This is a genomic window from Bordetella tumbae, from assembly GCF_965139195.1.
In the GTDB taxonomy this organism is placed as follows: Bacteria; Pseudomonadota; Gammaproteobacteria; order Burkholderiales; family Burkholderiaceae_B; genus Bordetella_A; species Bordetella_A tumbae.
The window spans coordinates 30,744-53,592 of record NZ_CBCSJH010000021.1; the positions used below are offsets into that span (position 1 = coordinate 30,744).

The 22,849-nt window shown below is 58.7% G+C and carries 23 protein-coding genes; 16 read left to right on the forward strand and 7 right to left on the reverse strand.

Features of this window, described 5'->3' with window-relative positions:
- Positions 1 to 119: 119 nt before the first annotated feature.
- On the reverse strand, positions 120 to 740 hold the full coding sequence (locus ACNA0J_RS19405; RefSeq protein WP_415820503.1) for a YiiX/YebB-like N1pC/P60 family cysteine hydrolase: 621 nt from the start codon (positions 738 to 740) through the stop codon (positions 120 to 122).
- On the reverse strand, positions 737 to 1,300 hold the full coding sequence (locus ACNA0J_RS19410) for a DUF4878 domain-containing protein (RefSeq protein WP_415820504.1): 564 nt from the start codon (positions 1,298 to 1,300) through the stop codon (positions 737 to 739). Before ACNA0J_RS19410 ends, ACNA0J_RS19405 begins: the two co-directional genes overlap by 4 nt.
- A gap of 340 nt (positions 1,301 to 1,640) precedes the next feature.
- Here ACNA0J_RS19410 and ACNA0J_RS19415 point away from each other — a divergent pair, with 340 nt between their 5' ends.
- Complete coding sequence (locus ACNA0J_RS19415) at positions 1,641 to 2,591, forward strand: DUF3829 domain-containing protein (RefSeq protein WP_415820505.1); 951 nt, start codon at positions 1,641 to 1,643, stop codon at positions 2,589 to 2,591.
- Between the two features lie 49 nt (positions 2,592 to 2,640).
- On the opposite strand, the gene ACNA0J_RS19420 is transcribed toward ACNA0J_RS19415, so the two are convergent.
- From ACNA0J_RS19420 to ACNA0J_RS19430, 3 genes are read right to left on the reverse strand one after another with little or no spacing between them, the layout of a single operon-like run.
- Positions 2,641 to 2,967 carry a DUF3325 domain-containing protein gene (locus tag ACNA0J_RS19420; protein WP_415820506.1) on the reverse strand — a complete coding sequence of 109 codons (327 nt, stop codon included), beginning with the start codon at positions 2,965 to 2,967 and terminating at the stop codon, positions 2,641 to 2,643.
- Positions 2,960 to 4,639, reverse strand: coding sequence for a PepSY-associated TM helix domain-containing protein (locus ACNA0J_RS19425; RefSeq protein WP_415820507.1), 1,680 nt, complete (start codon positions 4,637 to 4,639; stop codon positions 2,960 to 2,962). The genes ACNA0J_RS19420 and ACNA0J_RS19425 overlap by 8 nt, the downstream gene beginning before the upstream one ends.
- Before the next feature lie 33 nt (positions 4,640 to 4,672).
- Positions 4,673 to 4,960, reverse strand: coding sequence for an iron uptake protein (locus ACNA0J_RS19430; protein WP_094822418.1), 288 nt, complete (start codon positions 4,958 to 4,960; stop codon positions 4,673 to 4,675).
- A 364-nt stretch (positions 4,961 to 5,324) separates the two neighbouring features.
- Between ACNA0J_RS19430 and ACNA0J_RS19435 the strand changes: the two genes are divergently transcribed.
- The 4 genes from ACNA0J_RS19435 to ACNA0J_RS19450 all read left to right on the forward strand — a co-directional run bounded on the left by ACNA0J_RS19435 (position 5,325) and on the right by ACNA0J_RS19450 (position 9,653).
- Entirely contained in the window at positions 5,325 to 7,343 is a 2,019-nt protein-coding gene (locus ACNA0J_RS19435; RefSeq protein ID WP_415820508.1) for a TonB-dependent receptor, read from the forward strand.
- Between the two features lie 2 nt (positions 7,344 to 7,345).
- A complete protein-coding gene (locus tag ACNA0J_RS19440) occupies positions 7,346 to 7,633 on the forward strand; it encodes a hypothetical protein (RefSeq protein WP_415820509.1) in 288 nt (95 codons plus the stop codon).
- Positions 7,626 to 7,943 (forward strand): hypothetical protein, encoded by a 318-nt coding sequence (locus ACNA0J_RS19445; protein ID WP_415820510.1) that lies wholly within the window; start codon positions 7,626 to 7,628, stop codon positions 7,941 to 7,943. Before ACNA0J_RS19440 ends, ACNA0J_RS19445 begins: the two co-directional genes overlap by 8 nt.
- A gap of 63 nt (positions 7,944 to 8,006) precedes the next feature.
- The gene (locus tag ACNA0J_RS19450) at positions 8,007 to 9,653 is read left to right on the forward strand and encodes a PepSY-associated TM helix domain-containing protein (RefSeq protein ID WP_415820511.1); all 1,647 of its coding nucleotides are present in this window, start codon (positions 8,007 to 8,009) and stop codon (positions 9,651 to 9,653) included.
- 23 nt (positions 9,654 to 9,676) lie between these two features.
- On the opposite strand, the gene ACNA0J_RS19455 is transcribed toward ACNA0J_RS19450, so the two are convergent.
- Positions 9,677 to 10,570 (reverse strand): LysR family transcriptional regulator, encoded by an 894-nt coding sequence (locus tag ACNA0J_RS19455; protein ID WP_415820512.1) that lies wholly within the window; start codon positions 10,568 to 10,570, stop codon positions 9,677 to 9,679.
- Positions 10,571 to 10,892: 322 nt separating this feature from the next.
- Between ACNA0J_RS19455 and ACNA0J_RS19460 the strand changes: the two genes are divergently transcribed.
- The 11 genes from ACNA0J_RS19460 (at position 10,893) to ACNA0J_RS19510 (ending at position 22,310) form a co-directional block, all read left to right on the forward strand.
- Positions 10,893 to 11,855, forward strand: a complete 963-nt coding sequence (locus ACNA0J_RS19460; protein ID WP_415820513.1) for a tripartite tricarboxylate transporter substrate binding protein — start codon at positions 10,893 to 10,895, stop codon at positions 11,853 to 11,855.
- A 20-nt stretch (positions 11,856 to 11,875) separates the two neighbouring features.
- A complete protein-coding gene (locus ACNA0J_RS19465; protein WP_415820515.1) occupies positions 11,876 to 12,820 on the forward strand; it encodes a tripartite tricarboxylate transporter substrate binding protein in 945 nt (314 codons plus the stop codon).
- Between the two features lie 43 nt (positions 12,821 to 12,863).
- The gene (locus ACNA0J_RS19470; RefSeq protein ID WP_415820516.1) at positions 12,864 to 13,658 is read left to right on the forward strand and encodes a creatininase family protein; all 795 of its coding nucleotides are present in this window, start codon (positions 12,864 to 12,866) and stop codon (positions 13,656 to 13,658) included.
- Positions 13,655 to 14,449: an HpcH/HpaI aldolase family protein gene (locus tag ACNA0J_RS19475; protein ID WP_415820517.1), complete on the forward strand. Its 795-nt coding sequence runs from the start codon at positions 13,655 to 13,657 to the stop codon at positions 14,447 to 14,449. Before ACNA0J_RS19470 ends, ACNA0J_RS19475 begins: the two co-directional genes overlap by 4 nt.
- Positions 14,449 to 15,246 carry a maleate cis-trans isomerase family protein gene (locus tag ACNA0J_RS19480; RefSeq protein WP_094837462.1) on the forward strand — a complete coding sequence of 266 codons (798 nt, stop codon included), beginning with the start codon at positions 14,449 to 14,451 and terminating at the stop codon, positions 15,244 to 15,246. Before ACNA0J_RS19475 ends, ACNA0J_RS19480 begins: the two co-directional genes overlap by 1 nt.
- Positions 15,247 to 15,249: 3 nt before the next feature.
- Positions 15,250 to 16,515: a Zn-dependent hydrolase gene (locus tag ACNA0J_RS19485; RefSeq protein WP_415820518.1), complete on the forward strand. Its 1,266-nt coding sequence runs from the start codon at positions 15,250 to 15,252 to the stop codon at positions 16,513 to 16,515.
- Between the two features lie 93 nt (positions 16,516 to 16,608).
- Positions 16,609 to 17,595 carry a hydroxyacid dehydrogenase gene (locus ACNA0J_RS19490; RefSeq protein ID WP_415820519.1) on the forward strand — a complete coding sequence of 329 codons (987 nt, stop codon included), beginning with the start codon at positions 16,609 to 16,611 and terminating at the stop codon, positions 17,593 to 17,595.
- 251 nt (positions 17,596 to 17,846) lie between these two features.
- A complete protein-coding gene (locus ACNA0J_RS19495; protein ID WP_415820520.1) occupies positions 17,847 to 18,056 on the forward strand; it encodes a type II toxin-antitoxin system VapB family antitoxin in 210 nt (69 codons plus the stop codon).
- Complete coding sequence (locus tag ACNA0J_RS19500) at positions 18,043 to 18,417, forward strand: type II toxin-antitoxin system VapC family toxin (RefSeq protein WP_415820521.1); 375 nt, start codon at positions 18,043 to 18,045, stop codon at positions 18,415 to 18,417. Before ACNA0J_RS19495 ends, ACNA0J_RS19500 begins: the two co-directional genes overlap by 14 nt.
- Positions 18,418 to 18,465: 48 nt before the next feature.
- Positions 18,466 to 21,120, forward strand: coding sequence for a DNA mismatch repair protein MutS (mutS, locus tag ACNA0J_RS19505; RefSeq protein ID WP_415820522.1), 2,655 nt, complete (start codon positions 18,466 to 18,468; stop codon positions 21,118 to 21,120).
- A 50-nt stretch (positions 21,121 to 21,170) separates the two neighbouring features.
- Positions 21,171 to 22,310 carry a ribosomal protein uL16 3-hydroxylase gene (locus ACNA0J_RS19510; RefSeq protein WP_415820558.1) on the forward strand — a complete coding sequence of 380 codons (1,140 nt, stop codon included), beginning with the start codon at positions 21,171 to 21,173 and terminating at the stop codon, positions 22,308 to 22,310.
- Between the two features lie 29 nt (positions 22,311 to 22,339).
- Here the strand turns inward: ACNA0J_RS19510 and ACNA0J_RS19515 are convergent, their stop codons facing one another.
- Positions 22,340 to 22,822: a CesT family type III secretion system chaperone gene (locus tag ACNA0J_RS19515; RefSeq protein ID WP_415820523.1), complete on the reverse strand. Its 483-nt coding sequence runs from the start codon at positions 22,820 to 22,822 to the stop codon at positions 22,340 to 22,342.
- Positions 22,823 to 22,849 lie beyond the last annotated feature (27 nt).

Below are 22,849 nucleotides of genomic sequence, written 5' to 3' on the forward strand. Positions count from 1 at the left end.
GGCCAAACTCGCTNCGCTCAAACATGCCCAGCCGACTTCCCCCCGCCTGATGAGACTGGCTCGGCGGACTCAACGGGCCGGCACCGCCTGTACAAGGCAGCCCCTGGCTGGCGTTGTGCTCACATAGCGGATGATGGCTTCGCCTGGGCCTTGGGCTGGGGCTGGGGTGTGAGTGGATGTAGTTTCTTTGATGCTAGCAATGAACTGGGCAATAGGTATTCGCCGTTCAGTAATGGCAAATTCAATTGGGTGAAGGGCACGTCGAGATCTATGCCGGCTTGGCGCCAGGCATTCCACACTAAAACTGTGCAGTACGTTCCGGTCGGGTCTGCCACGCGAAAGGGTTTGCCCAACATGGTCTGCGCGTCTTGGACTGCTTGGGTGCGATGCGTCGCATCGGCGTCCACGTGATAGATGGCATAGCGTTTTGAGCGCTTGGGGTCGACGAAGAACGCCAAGGTATCGGACACGACGCCGTCTGGCCGGCCCGGTACCTCGGAGGGGGTTGCGTGCAGCACATGCCAATCGCCCGGCTGGCCGATCAGCATTCCCACATGACTGAATGGACCGCCGTCTACTGCCATGACGGCATCGCTGACGGGCTCGGTGCCTTCGCGAAAAATCAGATCGCCTGGCTGCGCCGCGTCGGGCAATACCACTTGATCTGCATAGGCTTGTGTCAGTATCAGGCAGCCGCCGAGACATAGCGCGGCTAGCCGATGTAGACGGACCGAAATCATTTCAACAGGATTTTCCAGCTGTCGTCTTCTTTGATCAGGCGATGGTTTTCAGTCTGTTCCTTGCCGTTCTTGAATTTGACCTTGGAGCGGACGGTGGCCAGTTTTCCCTCTTCGTTGATCTTCGATTCCAGGGTCTCTACGCTGTCCAAACCGTCGTTCGCCTGGATGCGTGCCTGCATCTCGCCGACGATCATTTGCACTTTTCCTTTGGCAGCCATCATCTGCGCGGCGGGAACGCTCGAAAATGAGATTTGCTGTGTGGCTTTTTCTACATCACCCTTTGCGGCGGCCTCGTAAAAAGTTTCTACTGTCGACTCGGGCTTGCCACCGGAGCATGCCGTCAAGGCCAGAGCGAATACCGCCATGAAGAAAGCCGAAAATATGCGAGAGGGGAACATCTTCTTTTCCTTGGATAAATGAGAACGCGGCATTGAACGTGCGCATCGCGCCGAATCATATCCAGATTTTTTTCGCCATGCCTGCGCATATGCATCAATTTGATGCACACGAATAACTAAACGTATCTTTACGGTTCTTTTGTTGTCATGCAGCTGATCCATCCCTATTTAAGGCGTACACTCCCGCCTGCCTCATAGGCTGACAAAAGCGCCTTTAGGCGATGTTAAGCCTGACCGTCGATATGCATATTTTTTTCGCAGCAGTAAATGGCCATCCGATTGCGCATGGCCGGCCCGGTGTCATGAATAGTGGCATTGCCCTGTCAGCACCGTTCTCTCTCTGTCTGATGTTTCCTCATCAGTCTCTTGCGCGGGTCTCTCGCCTGTGCGCCGCGATGCGTCAATGTTCCTGACGAAAATCTGAATACGACGGTTGTCTTGTTCCACCACTACGTTAAATGACGCAGCTTGCCGTCAGGCCGGCAACTGTGTTGGAGTCTATATGTCTTTTCAAATGAAACCCCTGTTTGCTGCCCTCGTTGTTGCGGGCACGCTGATTCTGAGCGGCTGCAATGACGACAACAAACAGGCCGCCCAACAACCCGAAGCTGCGCAGGTGTCCGCGGAGCAACAGGACATCATCAAGTACAACGCGTTCATCGACGCGGCCAACGGCAATTCGTTTGCCAAGGATCTCGCTGATCACTTGAAATACTACGCGGACGATATCAAGAATAAAAAGCCTCTGACCAATTATTCTGTGGTCAGCACCTATAACATCAAAGCCACGCGCGAGGAGCTGGACAAGGCCCTGGCCCTGCCCGGCAACTTGCCCGAGCTCGACGCAACTGGAAAGCCGCTGAAAGAAGCCTTGGCCAAGCTCGAGCCTATCAATGCCGAGCTGAGCAACTACGCGGAATCAAAAGGCTATCTGGCCGATGACAGCAAAAAAGCTCAGGAAAAAGAAGCGGAATTTGTCGCCGCGCTCACCGAGGTCGCCAAGACCCAGAACGCGTTCTTTGAGGCGATCGCCAAGCGTGATGAAATCAACACGCGCGCGGCCTTTGAAAAGGCTCCCAAAGACACTATCGAGTATTACCGCGCCGGCCTGATCGTGTACGCCAAGGAGGCCGCCAATCGTTCGGACGCCTTCTTTGAAACCAAGGGCGAACAGAAAGCCACGGACGCTCTCAAGGAAAGCCTGAACAAGACCGCTGAGATGGTGGACGGCTGGAACAAGAAAGTGACCGAAGCCAAGCCCGGTGGCTGCTCCAGCGTGACGATGGCGATGAACAGCTTTCTGAGCAGCGGCCGCAACGCGATTGCGCACGCCGCTCGCGGAGACTACCAGCGCGGCCAAGGCATGCTCATGGGCCCGATGCAAATGGACGCGCAGAGCTTTACCCAGGATTTCAACAATCTAATCAACAAGCTGAACGAACAACGCTGCTAAACGCACAGCGTGAGCGAGCGAGCTCAGGGCAACCCGAGCCCGCTCGCGTCTAGTTCAGCTCGGTACGAATTCCCGGTAGCAATACCGCCAACCAACGCGCGCGCCACGACAGCATAAAGGCGACGACCAGCGCCGCAGCAGCCAAGGTCATAAACCACACCAGCGCCGCCATCGTCGCGTGATCCACCGCCAGACACAGCATCAAAGCCCCTAGCAGGGATAGTCCGCCCAGCCACCGGAGCCGTCGCCCTAATGCCGGCGAGCATGCAACCTCGCCATAGACTTGCTCCCAGTGCGCCTCCATCGCCAATGCCAGCCACCCCATCCCGGCAAGGGCGAGCACAAAGGCAAACAACAACACCAAGCTATCAGGCATGGGCAGGCCCCGAGGACTCAGGCTGCAACACGGGCACCCGTTGCGCGCGCTGCTTCAGTTTGCGAGCGGCAAATAAAGCGACGACTGCACCCGCCAACATGAACAGGTCCACTCCCGCCACCGGCCAGTAGCCCGCACCCAGCGTACGCAGCAAGTGATCGCCCGTCGTGGCCCAATTGAGCAACACCGCGACGACGGCCAAACCGGCCACCGCCAGGCATTGCTCGCGCCACGCCGGATTCAACCGTCCCTGCGCGACCGGCCCCGACCGCCAAAACGCATGCACCATGGCGAACGCCCAGACACCCCAGAAAATATAGCGTTCCATCGCCTGCCGTTCCGGCCAGCCCGCTCCCATGGAATCAGGCAGCAATCGATTGGCAATCAAAATCCCCAAGGTCGCGACCACCATGCCTGTCACGGTGGTCACCGCCAACGCGTCTACCACGCGCGCCCCTTGACTGCCCTGCTTGGCGTGTTGCCGTTTGCGTTTTTCGACAAAGAATAAAAAGCCCGTGGCGATGCACACGCATCCCATCAGCCCGCCCAACACATACAGCCATCGCAATAGCCAATGACGGAAGTGCTGCAAATGCAGACCAGTCAGAAACTCGTTCACGCTATCGACCGCACTGCTTGGCGGATCCTCGCGCAACAGCTCACCCGTGGACGCCTTGAAGTGAATCCCCTCGCCGGTCAAGGCGATACGATCCGTGCCGGCGCGGTAAACACTGACGTAGCCATTCGCGTCACCGACGTGCCGCATCGCCAGGAACCCGACCTCTCCGGCCATGCCCTTTTCTGCCCAGCGGCGTTGCGCCTCGACGACCATCGCATCGACAGAAGCCATCGGCGCAGCAACGCCGGCCCGGTCATGCGGCAATCCCGTTTCCTCGGCATCCAGACGCTCGTGCAGCTCGTGCAACGGCTCCAGCTGCGTATGCGTGATGGGAAAATAAATCCCCGCAAATATCACCAGGCCGGTAAAGGCAAAGAAGAAATGGAACGGCAACGCCACCACGCCGGTGAGATTGTGCAGATCGAGCAGGCTGCGCTGTTTGTTCTTGTTGGGCCGGAAAGTGAACAGCTCCCGAAACAGCTTGCGATGCATGATCACACCGCTGACCAGGGCCGCTAACATGATCAGTGCCGCCAACCCTACGATCCAATAGCCGACATTCTTCCAATAAAACGTCAGGCTGTAGTGCATAGGATAGAAAAAGCTGCTGCCTATCTTGAGCCTGTCGTCCGGCAGAGACACTCCGGAACGGGGATCAATCGTACGCAGCGCAAACACACGCGTATCGTGCTCTTTGGCATTGGGCACTTCATAGCCGACAAACAACCCCAGCACGGGATCCCGATGCGTGGTGTACGCGCCCCAGACTGACGGCGTCGTAAAGTGCGTGGGAACCGGGCCATTGACCTTGTTGCGCAGTTGATCGATCCGTTCGGCCGAGGGCTGCATCGTTTCGAAAACGGGCTTGAGCACCTGATCAAACGACGGCATGGGCTGCGCCTCGAAACGCGAGGACGGGATCGCCCACCGATCGATCTCGCGGTCAAATACCGACAAGGCGCCAAAGAAGAACACAATCATCAACACAAACCCGAGCACAAGGCCGAACCAGGTGTGCAACCAAGCCATACTGAGGCGTAAATTCTGGAACATAGAGGCTCCGATCTCTTTTTAATTTTCGTCGGTTCAGACCAACATGTGCTGAATCAAAGAAGCCGATGCCGTCATCAGCCCGCCTCCGCCTAATAGCACCAGCCACACGCGCGGCATGCTGCGAGCGGCAAACGCCCATAAAAAAACCACCAGGAACACCAGGAATCCCAAGATGTTGCACAGGTGTTCGGCATCGTGAAACTCCATCCCTGCCGCAAACAGGCCTGCCACGCCCAGGGCGATCCCACCCCAGGTAAAGACATAGCCGCCCAGCAAAGCCGCCCCAATACGCCCGGCGATGTGAATCTGTTCTGTAGTCATATTTGATATGCGAGTCTTGCGCTGATGGCGTGTCACCAGCCCTCTGGACGGCATGCGCCCAGCCTCACTTTTTCAGCTAACTGTCAATATTGACACAAAATCGCATAGAAGAAAGAATTTTTTAAAATTCGATTATAAGATTGATTCTTGTTTAGAATTCAAGGGCTTTATATCCTCCCTGCCAGCCGATCGTACCGTCCCCAACAATGCGGCAGGAGGATCCACGCCCTCGCATCCCATTTTTCCGATGACACCCCGCCTCCCGAACCGACGCGTCACCACGCTTGCCTGCTTGTCCGCCCTTGCCATGATGGGCGCCCATCTGTCTGCCACGGCCCAATCTCAAAACGCCACGGAGGCGACGGTGACGCTGCCAGACGTCAAAGTCACTGGCACGAGCGAAAGCGATAACAACCTGCCTGCGGTCGCACCTGGCGGCAAGACCGCCACAGGCGCGCGGCTCGGGATACTGGGCAACGCCAACGTCATGGATGCGGCCTTCAGCGTCAAGTCGTATACATCCGAGTTGGCCCAAGACCAGATTGCCATGAGCCTGGGCGATGTGCTGCTGAACGATCCGTCGGTGCAGTACACGACCAACGGCGGGCATCTGATCGAGAACTTCACCATTCGCGGTTTTGGCGTCACGGCAACGGATATCGGCCTGAACGGCATGTACGGCATATTGCCCATCAGCCACGTGCCCATGGAGTTCATCGAGCGCGTCGAAGTCCTGAACGGCCCCAACGCCATGCTGGGCGGCATTTCGCCTAGCGGCGGCGTCGGCGGCATGATCAATCTGGTGACCAAACGCGCCGGCAGCAAGCCCATTACCGAATTCACCACCACGTACTCATCGAAATCGTACTTTCAGCAACAGGTCGACCTGGGCCGGCGGTTCGGTGACGATGACCGATGGGGCATCCGATTCAACGGGGTCTATGGCAACGGCGAGACTGGCGTATCCGGCCAAAAGAAAGGCCGCACGCTAGGCGCGCTGGCGCTGGACTATCAAGGCGACGACTTCAATCTGCAACTGGATGCGTATTCCAACCGCGAGGACATCGAGAACGGCAGCCCCGCGCAGTATTCCATGGCCAAACTGGGCTACCTGGTCAGTCCGCCTGACTCCAGCACGAATATGTTCCGCGGCACGCGCGGTTACTCGCGGACCTCGGGTTTCTTGATGCGAGGCGAATATCAATTCAACGATAAGACCAGCGCCTATGCCGCCTTTGGCGCCGCCAACACCGTAGCGAACGGCTTGCAGTTCGGCACACGCGTTGTCGTGAACAACGAGGACGGCGACGCCACGGGGTACGTCTACAACATCAATAGCATCACGCACACGCGCACGGCAGAGCTCGGCCTGAAAACACAGTTGCAAACCGGCCCCGTCTCGCACAAGGTCACCATGGCGCTGAACCAAATGACCTATAAATACTGGTTGTCCAACACCGCCAACACTGGCTGGGCGCAGAATATCTACGACCCGGTCTCACCCGATGTCCCGGTAGGCCCCAACGGCGCCGCCCTCAACACCGACAACGTTTACAAAGGTGTCGCGCTGGCTGACACGATGGGGATATTCGACGACAAGCTGCTGGTCACACTGGGCGCACGCTATCAAAGCGTCGAGCAGAAAGTCTCGGACAGCAAAAAATCAACGATCACCCCGGCTTTCGGCGTCGTCTATAAACCCTGGGGCGACGATGTGGCGCTCTACGCGAACTACATCGAAGGCCTCTCTCCTGGCGCTACCGTCGGTACGGGCTATGCCAATGCAGGCGAACAGTTTTCACCCTATCGCACCAAGCAAGGCGAAATCGGCCTCAAGATCCGTTCGGACAGTATGCTGAACACCTTCAGTCTATTCCGCATCGAGCAGCCGTCGGTCGTCACGAACGCCGACACCAACACGCAGAGCGTGGACGGAGAGCAGCGTAACCAGGGTTTCGAGTGGAGTTTCTCCGGCCAACTGACGGACACCGTTTCGCTGCTGGGCGGTTTCACCTACACCGATGCCCGCTACCATCGCAACACCGAGGCCCTGCAAGGCAATACGGTCTACGGTGTGCCGAAGACCGCCATCACGCTGGGCGCAGAATGGCGCACTCCCGTACAAGGCTTGAGCCTGAATGGCCGTGTGACACGCGTGGGCGAACAATATCTGAACTCGACCAACACCATCAAACTGCCCGCCTGGTATCGCTTTGACGTCGGTGCGGCCTACGCCACCAGAATCCAGAACACGCCCGTCACGTTCCGCGCCTATGTCGACAACGTGTTTGATCACGACTATTGGTCGGGCGTCTTCAACGATAATTTTGCCATGCTGTCGGCGCCTCGGACCTTCCGCCTGTCGGCCACCATCGCGTTCTGATCATGCTGGCACTCGCTCTCCTATTGGGAACCCTCGGCACGATCTGCGTCGTACTCCGTCATCCCAATCAGGAATGGCGCGAGGGGCGCCGCCTGCCGGCAGGTTGTGGCTGGCTTGGGTTGGCGCTCATCGCCGCATCATTCTGGGCCGCGTGGCAAGCCATGCGGCCAGTGGCATCTGTTTTTGTCATTGCGACGCTGCTGATGCTGACCTTTAGCCTGATCCCCGCGATCGGCCCTGTCTGGCGAGCCCGCCAGACTCATCGGCAAGATGACGACACGCATGACTGAGCGTCCCGCAAAAATACAACGAGACTGGGTCTCTAAAACCATTGCCGGCACGGTGCTGGGATTGGCGCTCGCGCTCGCGGCCGGCGGCGCCGTCATGCGTCTGTCGTCGGCCACACCCATGATCGCCGCCCAATTTGCGATGTGGATCGTGCCGCCCGTCTGGATGGGCGTACTCAGTCTGTGCTATTTATTTCGCAATGGCCTGCGCACCTGGCTGTGGCTGGGCGCGGCCACGCTGTTGGCCTATGCGCTGCTCTATGCGCCTGACGTGGTGCGGTACGCGACGACGTCCGCTGCCCCGACGCCCTGACATGGCCGGCCACATGACCACGTCCACCGTATCCACGCCCTGACATCGCAACACAGTTCATCCATGGTTCGTCCCGACATCGTTCGCCTTTACAAGAGCCTGCATACCTGGACCGGCATCATTTCCGGCATGGCGCTGTTCATTGCGTTTTATGCTGGCGCACTGACGGTATTCAAAGAGCCCATCGCGCGTTGGGTATCGCCGCCCTCGCCTGGTCTCGAATCCGCCACACTGGCTGATGCCCCTCGACTGATCGAGCAAGTATTACAGGAACGTCCGCAAGCCAGCCGCGAGTTCATGCTGTATCTGCAGGCCAGCGAAAACGTCCCTGCCCCGCTTTCCTGGCGAGAACTCTCTGCGGGAGCCCTGCCCTCCGGCCACGACGGGCAAGCCAATGCACAGCACTTTGCCGCGCGCCTCGCAAACGATCGCGTCGTGGTCGAACAACATACGCCCTCGGCTCTGCCTGAATTTATCGATACGCTGCATCGCGTCGTCGGGCTGCCCGAGGATATCGATCCCTATCGCCGCGTCATGGGCGTCATCGCCGCACTCTATGCGATCGCACTGGTCTCGGGCCTCATTGTGCTGCTGCCCACGCTGGCCAAGAGTCTGTTCGCCCTGCACATCGGGCCGAATCTGAAGCGCATGTGGCTCGATGCGCACAACCTGATCGGCCTGGCCAGTCTGCCTTTTCACATCATTATGGCGTTGACCTCGATCGTGTTCGCCTTTCACGACGATATTTTCGCGATCCAGGACCCGATGATTCATGGCGGCAAACTCGAATCCATCTGGCGTGGGCCTGCACCCCCAGCCCAACCGGACGTACAGGCCAAACCCGTACCGCGCAATCCCGCGGACATGCTGCCGCCCGCGGCGCTGCTGGCAAAGGTCAAGGCCATCGCCCCCGATTTTGTGCCCAAGACAATGCAATACACCCAGGTCACGGGCCCTCGAGCCACCGTGCGCATCTGGGGCTTTGACGACAAAGACATCGCGCGATCGGATCAAGGAGGACTCGTCAGAGTCGATCCGTATTCGGGAAACATTCTGGATACCGAATTATTGCCCGGCCAACAATCCCCAGCGGCAGTCACCCTGACCAGTTTCTTTACTCTGCACTTTGCCAATTTTGGCGGCACGCCAGTGCGTTGGCTGTACTTCGTACTGGGCCTGGCGGGTGCGTTCCTGTTTTACTCGGGGAATCTGCTTTGGATCGAATCGCGGCGCAAAGCCCAACGCAAGGGACAACCCATGCCGGTGCAAACGAAGCCGACGCGGGGAATGGCAGCCGCCACCATTGGCGTCTGTCTGGGTTGTGTATGCGGCATATCCCTGAGTGTGGCCGCAGGCAAATGGCTGCACGGCATCGTCGCCGATCTGGCCGCATGGCATATGGCCGTCTATTACGTGGCGTTCTTTGCCTGCATCGCCTGGAGTTTTTACGTCGGCGCGGCTCGCGCCAGCGTGCACCTGCTGTGGCTGGCGTCGTTGAGTACGCTCGCCATTCCGCTCACGTCGCTGGTGGCGTGGGCAATGCCATCGCTGGGTTGGTGGGCATACGGCACTGTGGCTCCGTTGGGCGTGGATGCGACGGCACTATTGGCCTCGGTTGCATGGGCTTGGCTGGCACGCATGACAGCGCGGCGCGCGATGCGTGGGCGTCCAGACAGCGTATGGGCATTGTCTACATCAACGCCCACTTGATCTCAGCGACCTCACAGTCGATTTCACTCCAACAATGGATGCACGAACGCCGATTCGCGAATCTGTTCGCAGGTGATGCGCACAAATTGCGCCACGAGTTGCGCCTGCCGTTGGTTGGCCGGATGAACGACACCAACCTCACGATGCAGTTGGTGCTCTCCCAGATCGAGAACGCGAACGGATGCTTGATGACGCCCCACGTCCTTTATCGGCACCAGCGCGGCGCCCAGCCCAGACGCCACCATTTCAAGAATGGCGTCTACATCCTGTGACTCCACCTGGTATTTAGGCACCAGACGCTGGCTCTGCAAAAAACGATCGACGACCCGTCCGCCAAAGGACGCGCTGTCATAACGGATAAAGGGCAATGTTTTTAGAATCTGCCGCCAATCATCGCCCGCGACATTCGCTGGGCAGATCACTTTGAATGGTTCCTGCAGTAAAGGTACCCATTTCAACTCTGGTGGCAAAGCGAAGAAAGGCTTTACCACGATCGCAGCATCGAGCTTGCCGTGATCGACCAGGGTTAACAGCGGCATCGAGCCTCCCAGCTCCAGATGTGTACTGACATCAGGGTACTCACCGACCAATGCCTGAATGATGCGAGGCAGGTATTGACGCTGCATGCTCTGAATCGCCCCCAATCGCAAATGCCCACGCAGCGCCGTGCGTTGGGACTGATCGCATAGCTCGTCATAAAGATGCAGTATCTGGGTCGCTCGCGCCACAGCGTCGGCACCGGCAGCATTGAGCTTCACTTGGCGTCCTCTGCGATCAAACAGCGATGTCTGCAAAGACTCTTCCAGGCGCTGGATCTGCGCGCTGGCAGCGGCCTGAGTCAAGCCGATGTGCTGTGCAGCGGCCGTGATACTGCCGTGCTTGGCGACGGCCACCAGTGTGCGAAGCTCTTTCAACATAGGTACACAAATAATATTTGTGAATCACACAAAAAAATAGAGTTTTTCAATTACTCGATCTATATATACCATCTTCTCCAGGCTAGACGAAATGGTTCAATTTCCGTTGATGCCTACCACGCCTGACGTGTCGAAGAATACGGACAAGGCAAAAGTTTTTGTTTGAATTCAAAAGCTTAAAAAATCACAAGGGGTTTTAATCATGATGCATATCCGCTTTTTCGAAAGAGGTCTTCGTACAAAGATCCCGGCGCCATCGCCGGGCTGATCATGGCCTGAGTGTAAGTAATCCACTTTCACTTTCTTCCTATCCGGAGGGGCCATGCACCGCTTTTGCGTCTTATCCGGGCTGCTCGCGATCCATAGCGTGATCGCGTGCTCACCGGCATTTGCTCAGGACTTTCCACATAAACCCATCACGCTGGTGGTGCCGTTCACCGCGGCGGGCGGCACCGACCTGACCGCTCGTCTTTTTGCCCGTGCATTGGAGCGGCAATCAGGTCAACCCGTAACAGTGTTGAACAAGCCTGGCGCAGGTGGCGAAATCGGGATGAGCTATGTAGCCAGATCCGAGCCCGATGGCTACACATTAGGCATCATCAACACACCCAATGTGCTGACCATCCCCATCGAACGGCAAGCCCAATTCGATCTGACTTCGTTCGCCCTCATCGCCAATCTGGTCGATGACCCCGCGACATTCAGCGTACATGCCGATCGGCCTATCCTCTCCATTTCCGACCTAGTAGAGGCCGCCAAACGCAATCCGGAGGGCCTGACATATGGGACAGCAGGCATAGGCTCGGCCGGGCATATCGCCATGCTTATGCTCGAACAGGCCGCTGGCATCAAGCTACGCCATGTCCCATTCAAAGGGACCGCCGACGTACGCACCGCGCTGCTTAGCAAACACATTGATATTGCAGCCGCGAATCTCAGTGAAGCGTTGGCCTTTTCTCAAGGTTCGCGCTGGCGCACGTTAGGCGTCATGAAAGCGACGCGATCCACCACGGCTCCCGACGTGCCGACGCTGGCAGAAGCCGGCTACGCGTTACAAGCCGGCTCACTGCGCGGCATCGGTGCACCTGCTGCCATCACGGCACAACGTCAACATCAAGTCGCCGCATTAATAACAAAAGCTGCCAACGATCCTTTATTCATCGAGGACGCACGCAAGGCAGAGCAAGACATCAGGGTGATTCCCGGAGACGAGTACAACAGGGCACTGCAGGAACAGCAGACGCAATTCCAGGCCCTGTGGAAAACATCCCCATGGAACCGCTGAATCCCTTGGAGTCCCATACCATGAAACAAGTCCTCTGCTGCGCCCTGCTTGCCCTGCCCTCACTGTGTTCGGCAGCCTACCCCGCTCATCCCATCAATCTCATCGTGCCGTTTCCGGCTGGCGCGGGTTCGGATCAAACGGCCCGCACGATTGCCGCCTGCATGGAAACCAAGCTCGATTCGGCTCGCATTGTCGTCCTCAACAAACCGGGCGCTTCGGGTGATATCGGCCTGACGGCTTTGGCCCGAGCCGAGCCCGACGGCTACACAATCGGTCTGGTCAATACTCCTGGCGTGATCAGCCTGCCTATCGAACGCAAAACGGCCTATACGCTAGAGAGTTTCGACTTTATTGCCAACCTGGTTGAAGACCCCGGCACGATCAGTGTCCATGCAGACAGTCCCATCCATTCGATCCAGGACTTGATCGCCGCAGCCAAAGCCAAACCCGGTGAAATCACCGTTGGCACACAAGGCGTCGGCTCCGCGGGACATATCTCCGCGCTCTCGCTTGAACATGCAGCGGGTATTCAACTTTCTCCCGTGCCATTCCAAGGAGCCGCTCCCGCCAGTGTGGCACTGCTAGGCAAAGTCGTTGACAGCACAATGGCCAACCTGGGTGAAGCCATCACATTTGCCAACGGCAAACCCTGGCGCATTGTAGGCGTGATGGGTGACAAACGGGCCGAGCAGGCACCAGACATCCCCACGTTTCACGACGCAGGATATGAGGTCATTGGCGGCTCGATGCGTGGATTGGCGGGACCACGCGGTATGCCGGCCGAGGTGATCGCCGATCTGAGCCGGGCCGTGGACGAATGCAATCACGATCAAACCTATCTCAGCCGCGCCAAGGCTTCTTTTCAACCCCTGCGCTATCTCAAACGCGACGACTACATCGCCAGTCTGAAAGCCGTCGATCGGCAGTTACGCGAGCTGTGGACGGTGAAGCCGTGGCAACAGTGAACAGCTCTCTTTTTTTCTAGCACACACAAACAGGCCCTGCATTATGCGAACAGATCAACACCCCTACGATGACATCCGAGCCTATCTGGCAGAACGCGATACCGTCTTGATCCCTGTCGGAGCCGTTGAGCAATACGGCAGCCATCTGGCTACAGGCACCGAATTGCGCATCTGCGAATCCATTGCGACCGAGATCGGTGAGCATACGGGCTTGGCGGTAACGCCCATCGTTCCCGTCAATTATTCGGCCATGTTTCTGGACTACCCCGGCACCTTGTCGGTGGAAATGCACACGATCGAATCCTATTTAAAAGACATGTGCGATGCCTTGGCCGGCCAGGGGTTTCGCCATTTCTTTTTCATCAATATCCACGCGGGCTCGCTGGGACCGATCGAGAGTGTTTGCCGCCATCTGCGTCGCAAATACGACGCGGTTGGCGGCCTGATCGATGTGTTCTCGATCATGCGCGATGTGGCTGGCGACAGCCTTCAGACGAAACGCTCGCCCAGCGGCCATGCCTCTGAAATGGTGACCTCCGTGGCATTGGCCAAATTTCCTGAGCTGGTTTTTATGGACCGCGCACGGGCCACAGAATCACTGCGCCCCTTTACCGCTGACGTCAAGACCGTCAGCAGCGGCAAAGTGTCGTTGGGCAAATCGAGTTTTGCGGTATTCAGCGACATCAGCGACTACGCTCCCATCGGCACTCAGGGCGACCCCACCCATGCCAGCGCCGGCGTCGGACACGCCATCTGGAATGCGACCGTTCAGTATATGAGCGAGGCCGCACTCAAATTCAGCACCATGTCCTTTACCTCGGAAGCCGCCGCCTCATGAAACAAAACCCACTCAAGCAGCTTTGGACTCAGAACAAACCTGTATTTGGCACCTGGGCGACCATGGTGCATCACCCCCGCTTTATGAAACTGCTCGCCACGACTGGCCTGGATTTCGTACTGATCGAAATGGAGCACAGCGACTTTTCGATCGCTGATGTGGCGACACTCTGCCTGGTAGCGCGCGAAGCAGGCATCGTACCCATCGTGCGCCCCGCAGGGTCGGACTCTCATGACTACACGCGCCCGCTGGATGCCGGGGCAATGGGTCTGCTATTGCCCAATATCGAAACGCCGGAGCAACTCGAACAGATTCTGCGTTACACCAAATACTATCCCGATGGACAACGCATTCTGAACATGCGGGGACCGCACACGGACTACATCAAACTGTCGTCACCCCTATCCCAGGCCGCGGAGATCAACGCCAACACCGCCACCGTCGCCATGATGGAAACGCGAGTCGGGCTGGACAATCTGGACCGTATCTGCCAAGTACGGGGCCTGGACGCCATCATGATAGGTCCCGATGATCTCACCCAGGATCTTGGCATTCCGGGTGATATGCAACACCCGCTGTACCAAGAGGCCGTCGAACATGTCATTGCCACATGCAGCCAACACGGCATTCCCTGGGGTTTCAGTTGCCAGGACCTGAATGCCGCCGAGCGTTGGATCGCCCGCGGTATCCGCTGGATGCCGTTCAGCAACGATGTCAACGCCCTGTTCAATACTTTCAACACGGCGGCTGCCGGCTTGAAACGCCTGGCAGCACGCGAGGAGACTGCATAATGCCCGTTCAAACGCTGATGAAAACGACCGCGCAATACCGCCCCTATGGCTGGCGCGCGAAAATTGGGCTGATCGTCCCATCGACCAACACCATCAACGAGCCCGAGTTCTACCGGCTGGCTCCCGAAGGTGTCACAATCCACACGGGCCGTGCCATCAACGCAGGTCCTGCCACACAAGAGAACTACGACCGCATGGCACAAGGCGTGCTCGAAGCCGCCGATCTGATCAAGACTGCCGAAGTGGACGTCGTGGCCTATGGGTGCACGTCCGGTTCGATTGTCTGCTCATTGGACGAACTGTGCGATGGGATGAGCGAGCGCGTCGGCGTCCCAGCCATCGCCACCGCAGGCGCGGCAGTGGCGGCATTACGTGCACTAGGCGCCAAACGCATCGCGGTGGGTACGCCTTATATTGATTTCGTCAATCAACGCGAGCGCGATTTCCTGGAACAATATGGCTTTGATGTAGTATCGATCCAAGGCCTGGATCTGGGCCACACGCAGGAAGAAAGGCGCGATATCGGGCGTGTTCCGCCACAATCTACGTTCCAGTTGGCCCGAGCCATCGATCGCGCGGATGCAGACGCCATCTTTCTATCGTGCACCAACTTGGCCACGATTGATATGATCGCTCATATCGAAGACGAACTGGGCAAGCCTGTCGTCACCAGCAATCAAGCCACTTTCTGGGCATGCTTGCGCCTGCTGGGCCTGTCTAACGCGATCCCAGGCTACGGACGGCTGCTCACAGACCATCTGGCGCCGATCTCCCGCGCCGATTACTCATTGGTATAACCCATGAGCCATCTCCCCGATCCGGATATCGACCTGGCAATCCGCCTCTTCGAGACTTTGCGTACACAGTCGTTCGACGGACTGGGCGTGACCCGCGACACCTACGGTGCCGGAGAACAACGCGCCCACGACTTGATGCAGAACACAGCACGCCAATTAGGTCTGGAAACTCGTGTTGATACCAGTGGCAATCTCTACATCACATTACCGGGACATTATCGGGATCGGCCCGTACGGTTGACAGGCTCGCATCTGGACTCTGTACCTGCCGGCGGGAATTTCGATGGGGCGGCAGGCGTGGTCGCAGGATTGTCGGTGCTGGCAGGTTGGCATACGGCCGGCTATCGGCCACAGGCCGACGTTACCGTCATGGCGATTCGCGCGGAAGAAAGCACCTGGTTTCCTTACTCATATTTGGGCAGCAAGGCCGCCTTTGGTTTGGTCGACGCCTCGGTGCTCGAGCTGCCACGCGCCGATACCCGCCAGACGCTACGTGAACATCTGTCCACCTTGTCTATTGACCCGGCCGCATTCGGACGTGCTGCGCTAAACCCCACCGGGATCGATCGCTTCATCGAGTTGCATATCGAACAAGGCCCGACGCTGGTCGACGCCGACATACCTGTGGGCATCGTTACCGGCATCCGCGGCAGTTTTCGATATCGCGACATGCGTTGGATCGGCGAATACGCGCACTCCGGTGCAGTCAACCGGCGTTACCGACGCGATGCCGTGCGTGCCGCAGCATTGTGGATGACCGCGCTGGATAAAACCTGGGCAGACCTTGAGGCTGATGGCGAGGACCTCGTCGTGACAGTAGGCCAACTATCGACCAACCCGGCTCAGCATGCCTTCAGCAAGGTGGCCGGCGAACTGGACTGCTGCATCGACGTACGCAGCATTAGCGTTCCCCTGCTCGAGCGGTTTGATCAGTTGTTGCGCGATCACGCGTTGGACACAGCGCGAGCCACCTCCACCGAGGTGCACTTTGGCCCCAAGACAGGCTCGCAACCCGCCCTCATGGACACAAAGCTGATCGCCCAATTGACTGCCTTGGCCTCGGCCCGCGCCATCCCTGCGCTGGCTATGCCCAGCGGGGCAGGACATGATGCGGCGGTGTTCGCGCAACAGGAAATTCCGACCGCCATGATTTTCGTGCGTAATCAAAACGGCTCACACAACCCTCACGAGGCCATGGACATATCGGATTTCGCGATGGCGACGCAATTACTGTCCGATATTCTCGCCGCTGACCACACGGCTATGTAGTCATCAAGAGTCCCCGGCAGTGCCTACAGGTGCACAACGGCTCTCCTTTTTCGTTCCGGCTTGAATGCCGGGATTTCTCGAGGCAACCCACCGATGAAATGTCTGATCGTTCAACCCATTCATGAACAGGGGCTGGCAATGCTGCGCACGGCGGGCATCACCTGCGTCACCCCTAAATCTGCATCCATGCAAGACGTCGCCGACGCCATTAGAGACTGCGATGCTGTCATTACCCGTAATGCGGGCTTGAACACGCTCGCCATCGAATCCGCTCCGAAACTGCGTATCATCGGCAGCCACGGCGCGGGTACCAATGCCATTGATCTCGCGTCAGCCGAACGGCTGGGAATTCCTGTTGTAAACACTCCCGGCGCCAACGCACGTTCCGTGGCAGAACTGGCCCTGTCGATGATGTTGGCGCTGGTCAAACGCACGGTGGTGCTGGATCAGGCTGTGCGCAAGGGCAATTGGGATGTGCGGTATGAGCCCGGTTTGCAAGAACTTTCCAGCATGTCGCTGGGCATCGTCGGCTTTGGCCAGATCGGACGATTATTGGCACGGATGGCGGCTGGCGGTTTTGGGATGGCAGTACGTGTGTACTCTCCCTCGGTCGCACCCGAGGAAATTACCGATGCCGGTTTCGAGTCCATCGATAGCCTGCCCGAGCTAGTCCATCAGGTCGATGTCCTGTCCTTGCACCGTCCCTCCCGTCCTGGCACCGGTCCACTACTGACGGATACTCTGCTCGCCTCTATGAAACCGGGGTCGCTCATCATCAATACCGCGCGAGGCGACTTGGTAGATGAAGCCGCACTCGTACGCCATCTAGCATCCGGTCAGATAGGTGGAGCAGGCCTGGATGTATTTGCCCAAGAACCACCCGCGATTGACTCGGCGCTACTACACATGCCTCACGTCCTCTTGGCGCCTCATGCGGGAGGCAGTACTGAACAAGCTCTGGCCCGTACCGCCCGAGCAGTCGCCTCTCAGGTGATTGACGCGCTACAAAATCAACGGCCCGCCCATCTGGTTGCACCTGCAGTGTGGGAGCGGCGACGCGACCTGATCAGATCCGTGTGAGATAAATCGCCATTTGCCAACTTTTGAACCCGATCCAGTCCGAATTTGCGGCAATGAGATCTCGAACCACTCGTCCGCAGGCCTGAGGACGTATCCTGCCGCCCTTACCAATACTGCGCCAAGCGTTGGGCGATGGCCCTCTCCATTGCAGAAAAATCAGTACAAATGCAGACCTCCCTCTCGAAATCATCAATTTTTACATCAAATGATGCTAAATTTGATGCTAATCATATAGAACGCGGGAGCAGATCATGCGAACAACCATAACGTTGGACGATGAATTGGTTGCTAAAGCGAAAGATTTTTCCGGCATTCAGGAAACATCCGCATTACTCCAGCAGGCTTTGAAACAAATGGTGGAAATCGAGGCCTCACGGCGCTTGGCGCGCATGGGCGGCTCTTCGCCCGATCTTAACCCGGTGCCTCGCCGCCGGTCGGACCCTGTCGATGATCCTAGCTGACACTTCCATTTGGATCGATTTCCTTGGCAAGCCAGGCAATCTGGTGCTTGAACATCTGCTTGACGATGGCCAAGTCACCACGCATCCCTACATCATTGGGGAACTTGCATTGGGCAGCCTGTCCAATCGCGATGTCATTCTCAGCAGTCTGATGGCCTTGCCTCAAGTCAAAGCAGCCACATTTGAGGAGGCGTTGCATCTACTGCATCATGCAGAGCTGTATGGTCTAGGTATAGGATATGTCGACCTACACTTGCTCGCCTCTACGCTGATGACAGATGATGTCCGTCTATGGACTCGCGACAGGCGCCTGCAACAAGCATGCGCGAAGATAAACGTTCCGACCTATTCACCCCATTAGCCACTCATCCCACTTCCGCCGTCTCCCTGGCCCGATACAATACCGGGCATGAATTCCGCACCGCAAAAATCCCCTACCGATTCCCTGGCCGGCCATACGCCGATGATGCAGCAATATCTTCGCCTCAAAGCCGAAGCGGGGCCGTTGCTGCTGTTCTATCGCATGGGCGACTTCTACGAAATGTTCTACGAAGACGCCGAGCGCGGGGCTCGCTTGCTGGGTCTGACCTTGACCAAACGGGGCGCCTCGAACGGCACGCCGATTCCCATGGCGGGCATTCCGGTGCACGCCATGGAGCAATACCTGGCCCGTCTGGTTGCCCAGGGTGAATCCGTCGCCATTTGCGAACAAATCGGCGACCCTGCGGCCTCTAAAGGTCCGGTCGAGCGGCGCATCGTGCGTATTGTCACGCCCGGCACCCTCACCGACGAAGCGCTGCTGCCAGCCAAAGCCGACCGCGCACTGGCTGCCGTCTGCATCAGCGGTAAAGCACGCAACCAACGCGCCGGATTGGCTTGGTTGAACTTGGCCAGCGGCGAGTTTCGCGTGACCGAATGTGCCCCCGCGCAGATCGAGTCCGAGTTACATCGTATTGCGCCAGCAGAATTGGTCTACGCAGAAAGTGCCGAGTTGCCCCTGTCGTTCGACGGCGCCCGTACGCGCGTCCCCGATTGGCATTTCGAGAGCGATGGTGCACGCGCGCATCTGTTGGCGCACTTCAAGACCGATACCTTGTCGGGCTTTGACGTGGACGACATGCCGGCAGCCATCTGCGCGGCGGGCGCGTTGCTGCGTTATGCCGCACGGACGCAATCGCAGGCCTTGGCCCATGTGCAGAGCATTGCCGTTGACCGCCCGGGCCAGTATGTATTGATGGACCCGGTCACGCGCCGCAATCTGGAGTTGACTCAAACCCTGAGTGGTGAAGACTCCCCGACCTTGTTCTCATTGCTCGACAGTTGCCAGACACCGATGGGCAGCCGGTTGCTGCGACGTTGGCTGCATCACCCCTTGCGCGACAATGCGCCTGCGCAAGCCCGGCAACAAGCCATCGCCGCCTTGCTGGCGGGTCGCATGGACGTGGAGCAGACCTTTGGTGCCGCAGGCTTGTTGGAAACACTGCGTGACGCACTGGACGCATTTCCCGACGTCGAACGCATCGCCTCGCGCCTGGCGCTACGGTCGGTGCGCCCCCGGGAACTGGCCAGCTTGCGAGACGCGTTGTCCGCCCTGCCCACGTTGCGCGAGTTGCTCGAGCCGATGGAGAGCACGCCTCGCCTCGCGCAGCTCGCAGCCCATCTCTCGCTGGACCCGGCCATTGCCGATCTGCTGAACCGCGCGATTGCCCAGGAGCCGGCTGTCGCCATCCGCGACGGCGGCGTGATCGCTGCCGGCTTCGATGCCGAGCTGGACGAGCTACGGGCGTTGGCTGCAGACGGAGGAGATTTCCTGCTGCAGCTGGAGGCTCGCGAGCGTGAGCGGACCGGCATCAATAACCTGCGCGTCGAGTTCAATCGCGTGCATGGTTTTTATATCGAAGTCACCAAGGGCCAGACCGACAAGGTGCCCGACGACTACCGCCGCCGCCAGACGCTCAAGAATGCCGAGCGCTACATCACGCCTGAACTGAAGTCCTGGGAAGACAAAGTCCTGTCCGCCCAGGACCGCTCGCTGGCTCGGGAAAAATGGTTATACGAGCAGGTCCTGGATGCACTGGCAGCGTTCGTGCGCCCGCTCTCGGAGTGCGCCGTCTCACTGGCAGAACTGGATACCCTGGCCGCATTGTCTGAGCATGCACGCCGTCATGGCTGGGTCGCGCCCGAGCTGACCGAGCAGGCCGATATTTCCATCGAGGCGGGCCGTCACCCGGTGGTGGAGCGTACGATCGAGCGCTTTACGCCTAACAACTGCTCGCTCGACGCCACGCGCCGCATGCTGTTGATCACCGGCCCTAACATGGGCGGTAAATCCACCTATATGCGGCAGATCGCCTTGATCGCATTGCTGGCACGTACGGGCAGCTTTGTGCCTGCACAACGCGCCACCATCGGCAAACTGGACCGTATTTTCACGCGCATTGGCGCGGCAGATGATCTGGCGGGCGGACGCTCGACTTTTATGATGGAGATGACCGAGGCAGCTGCAATCCTCGCAGCCAGCACGCCGCACAGCCTGGTGTTGATGGATGAAATCGGCCGAGGCACTTCCACCTATGACGGTTTGGCGTTAGCGTGGGCAATAGCGCTGCGTCTGATTACGCACAACCAGGCCCTGACCTTGTTTGCCACGCACTATTTCGAATTGACACGTCTCCCTGCCGAGCAGCCCACTGCCGCCAACGTGCACTTGGCAGCCGCCGAATCCGCGGGAGGCATTGTGTTCCTGCACGAGGTCCGCGAGGGGCCTGCCAGCCGCAGCTATGGGATTCAAGTCGCCCAACGAGCGGGGATTCCCGCAGCGGTCATTCGCCATGCCTCACGTGAACTGGAACGCCTGGAAGCCCAAGGCGCACCTACGCCGCAGCTGGGCCTGTTCGCCGCAGCCCTGGACGCCGACGCGCAAGCCAATGCCGCCAGCGATCGTTCCGAAGAATCGGCGGCGCTGGACACGCTGCGTGACGAACTGGCCCACATCGATCCCGACAGCCTGACGCCACGCGAGGCGTTGGAAGCCCTTTATCGCCTCAAAGCTTGCCTACCGTGAACATCAACGAACCCTTGACTCTGCTTGGCGGCATCAGCGCCGCCGACTTTATGCGTCGCTTCTGGCAACGCAAGCCGTTGCTGATCCGGCAGGCGATGCCGAATTTCAAACCGCCGGTCAGCATTGCGAATGTGAAAAAGCTGGCGCGCCGCGATGATGTGGAATCACGCCTGATCTGGCGCGAGGACGGCGCTTGGCAAATGGAAAACGGCCCCTTTGCGCGCCTGCCCAAACCTGCGGAGCCGGACTGGACGCTGCTCGTGCAAAGCGTGGATCTGCACGACGATGCCGCCATGGCGTTGTTGCAGTTGTTCCGTTTCATTCCGGATGCACGTCTGGACGACGTCATGATCAGCGTGGCCTCGGATGGCGGCGGTGTGGGGCCGCATTTCGATAGCTACGATGTTTTCTTGCTGCAAGCCTCGGGGCGCCGTCGTTGGCGCTATGGCCGGCAGAAGGATCTGACCCTGCAACCCGGCTTGCCGCTCAAGATACTGGACAACTTTACGCCCGAACACGATGTCATCCTGGAACCGGGCGACATGCTGTATCTGCCGCCTCAGGCGGCGCACGATGGCGTTGCCGTCGGCGGCGACTGCATGACGATTTCGATCGGGTTTCGCGCGCCCACACAGGCCATTCTGGCACGCGGCCTGCTGGAGGCTGCCGCGGATCAAGCGATGGCACGCATCGGCTTGCTCGGAGGCCCGTATGGCGAACCCGCATTGCCTGGACCAAAGCTCGATGCGCTTTATCGTGACCCGGGCCAACCTGCAGTCGAGACCCCCGCCGCCCTGCCCGACGACCTCGTGCAGGCCACCCTGGACACCTTGGCCAAAGTCCGTTTCGACGATGCGCTGGCCTCTCGTTTCCTGGGCTGCTGGCTGACCGAGCCCAGCAACCTGAGCGTGTTCGATCCGCCGGCCGAACCGGTCGTCGACCTAGGGTCGGAATGGCCGGACAGCGGCTATCTGGAGTTGGATCGCCGCACCCGCATGCTGTATCGCGGCAAGCAATTGTTCATCAATGGCGAAACCGCTATCGTCACCGCCCACCCTGCATTACGCGCCCTGGCCGATGCCCGCCGCCTGTCATGCGACGACCCGCGCTGCCGCAAACTGGGCGAAGATGAGCGCGAATGCCTGATGGATTGGCTGGATGCCGGTTGGTTGCATTATCGGCAAGCCTAGGCCATCGGCAACCGTTCCGAACGGCTTGATCAAACGACGAATATCTCGCGGCCAATGTCACTGTCAGACTCGGCGCTCTGGTTGTCATCGGCTCGTTCGGGAAAGAACAGCCGCAGTTTCACCAGACGCCACGCCTCGATAAAGTCCTCCATACGGCTGACCACATCGTCGTGAGACATCTGTACGACAGGCAGACGATGAACCAAAAACATCGGCCCATAACGGTCAGTCAGCGCGATAGCCCCGAGATCGCGCATGTGCAATAGAAAGTTCATGTATAGGCAGACTTGCGGATCCAGCGTCTCCATCTGACCTTCGTCTGCTAATAGGGCGCTGATCATCCACGCCCCCCGGTCCACGTCGTTAGTGATACAGATGATAAGAGCGTCGTCCAGCGCGATAGTGCAAACGCCCTCGTCGAAGGAGAGCGGCAAACCCATGGTCGCGCTCAACTGTTCGAGGTGCGTTTCAGAAGTCGTCATAGTATTCATGGTCATGGTTTCAATCATCATCAGGAATCAAAGCCGAGACGCGGCAGC

Excerpts from the sequence above, each read along its gene's own strand:
- ACNA0J_RS19405 (WP_415820503.1), bottom strand. The coding sequence starts at position 740 with ATGATTTCGGTCCGTCTACATCGGCTAGCCGCGCTATGTCTCGGCGGC.
- ACNA0J_RS19410 (WP_415820504.1), bottom strand. The coding sequence starts at position 1,300 with ATGGATCAGCTGCATGACAACAAAAGAACCGTAAAGATACGTTTAGTT.
- ACNA0J_RS19415 (WP_415820505.1), top strand. The coding sequence starts at position 1,641 with ATGTCTTTTCAAATGAAACCCCTGTTTGCTGCCCTCGTTGTTGCGGGC.
- ACNA0J_RS19420 (WP_415820506.1), bottom strand. The coding sequence starts at position 2,967 with ATGCCTGATAGCTTGGTGTTGTTGTTTGCCTTTGTGCTCGCCCTTGCC.
- ACNA0J_RS19425 (WP_415820507.1), bottom strand. The coding sequence starts at position 4,639 with ATGTTCCAGAATTTACGCCTCAGTATGGCTTGGTTGCACACCTGGTTC.
- ACNA0J_RS19430 (WP_094822418.1), bottom strand. The coding sequence starts at position 4,960 with ATGACTACAGAACAGATTCACATCGCCGGGCGTATTGGGGCGGCTTTG.
- ACNA0J_RS19440 (WP_415820509.1), top strand. The coding sequence starts at position 7,346 with ATGCTGGCACTCGCTCTCCTATTGGGAACCCTCGGCACGATCTGCGTC.
- ACNA0J_RS19445 (WP_415820510.1), top strand. The coding sequence starts at position 7,626 with ATGACTGAGCGTCCCGCAAAAATACAACGAGACTGGGTCTCTAAAACC.
- ACNA0J_RS19450 (WP_415820511.1), top strand. The coding sequence starts at position 8,007 with ATGGTTCGTCCCGACATCGTTCGCCTTTACAAGAGCCTGCATACCTGG.
- ACNA0J_RS19455 (WP_415820512.1), bottom strand. The coding sequence starts at position 10,570 with ATGTTGAAAGAGCTTCGCACACTGGTGGCCGTCGCCAAGCACGGCAGT.
- ACNA0J_RS19460 (WP_415820513.1), top strand. The coding sequence starts at position 10,893 with ATGCACCGCTTTTGCGTCTTATCCGGGCTGCTCGCGATCCATAGCGTG.
- ACNA0J_RS19465 (WP_415820515.1), top strand. The coding sequence starts at position 11,876 with ATGAAACAAGTCCTCTGCTGCGCCCTGCTTGCCCTGCCCTCACTGTGT.
- ACNA0J_RS19470 (WP_415820516.1), top strand. The coding sequence starts at position 12,864 with ATGCGAACAGATCAACACCCCTACGATGACATCCGAGCCTATCTGGCA.
- ACNA0J_RS19475 (WP_415820517.1), top strand. The coding sequence starts at position 13,655 with ATGAAACAAAACCCACTCAAGCAGCTTTGGACTCAGAACAAACCTGTA.
- ACNA0J_RS19480 (WP_094837462.1), top strand. The coding sequence starts at position 14,449 with ATGCCCGTTCAAACGCTGATGAAAACGACCGCGCAATACCGCCCCTAT.
- ACNA0J_RS19485 (WP_415820518.1), top strand. The coding sequence starts at position 15,250 with ATGAGCCATCTCCCCGATCCGGATATCGACCTGGCAATCCGCCTCTTC.
- ACNA0J_RS19490 (WP_415820519.1), top strand. The coding sequence starts at position 16,609 with ATGAAATGTCTGATCGTTCAACCCATTCATGAACAGGGGCTGGCAATG.
- ACNA0J_RS19495 (WP_415820520.1), top strand. The coding sequence starts at position 17,847 with ATGCGAACAACCATAACGTTGGACGATGAATTGGTTGCTAAAGCGAAA.
- ACNA0J_RS19500 (WP_415820521.1), top strand. The coding sequence starts at position 18,043 with ATGATCCTAGCTGACACTTCCATTTGGATCGATTTCCTTGGCAAGCCA.
- mutS (WP_415820522.1), top strand. The coding sequence starts at position 18,466 with ATGAATTCCGCACCGCAAAAATCCCCTACCGATTCCCTGGCCGGCCAT.
- ACNA0J_RS19510 (WP_415820558.1), top strand. The coding sequence starts at position 21,171 with ATGCGTCGCTTCTGGCAACGCAAGCCGTTGCTGATCCGGCAGGCGATG.
- ACNA0J_RS19515 (WP_415820523.1), bottom strand. The coding sequence starts at position 22,822 with ATGATGATTGAAACCATGACCATGAATACTATGACGACTTCTGAAACG.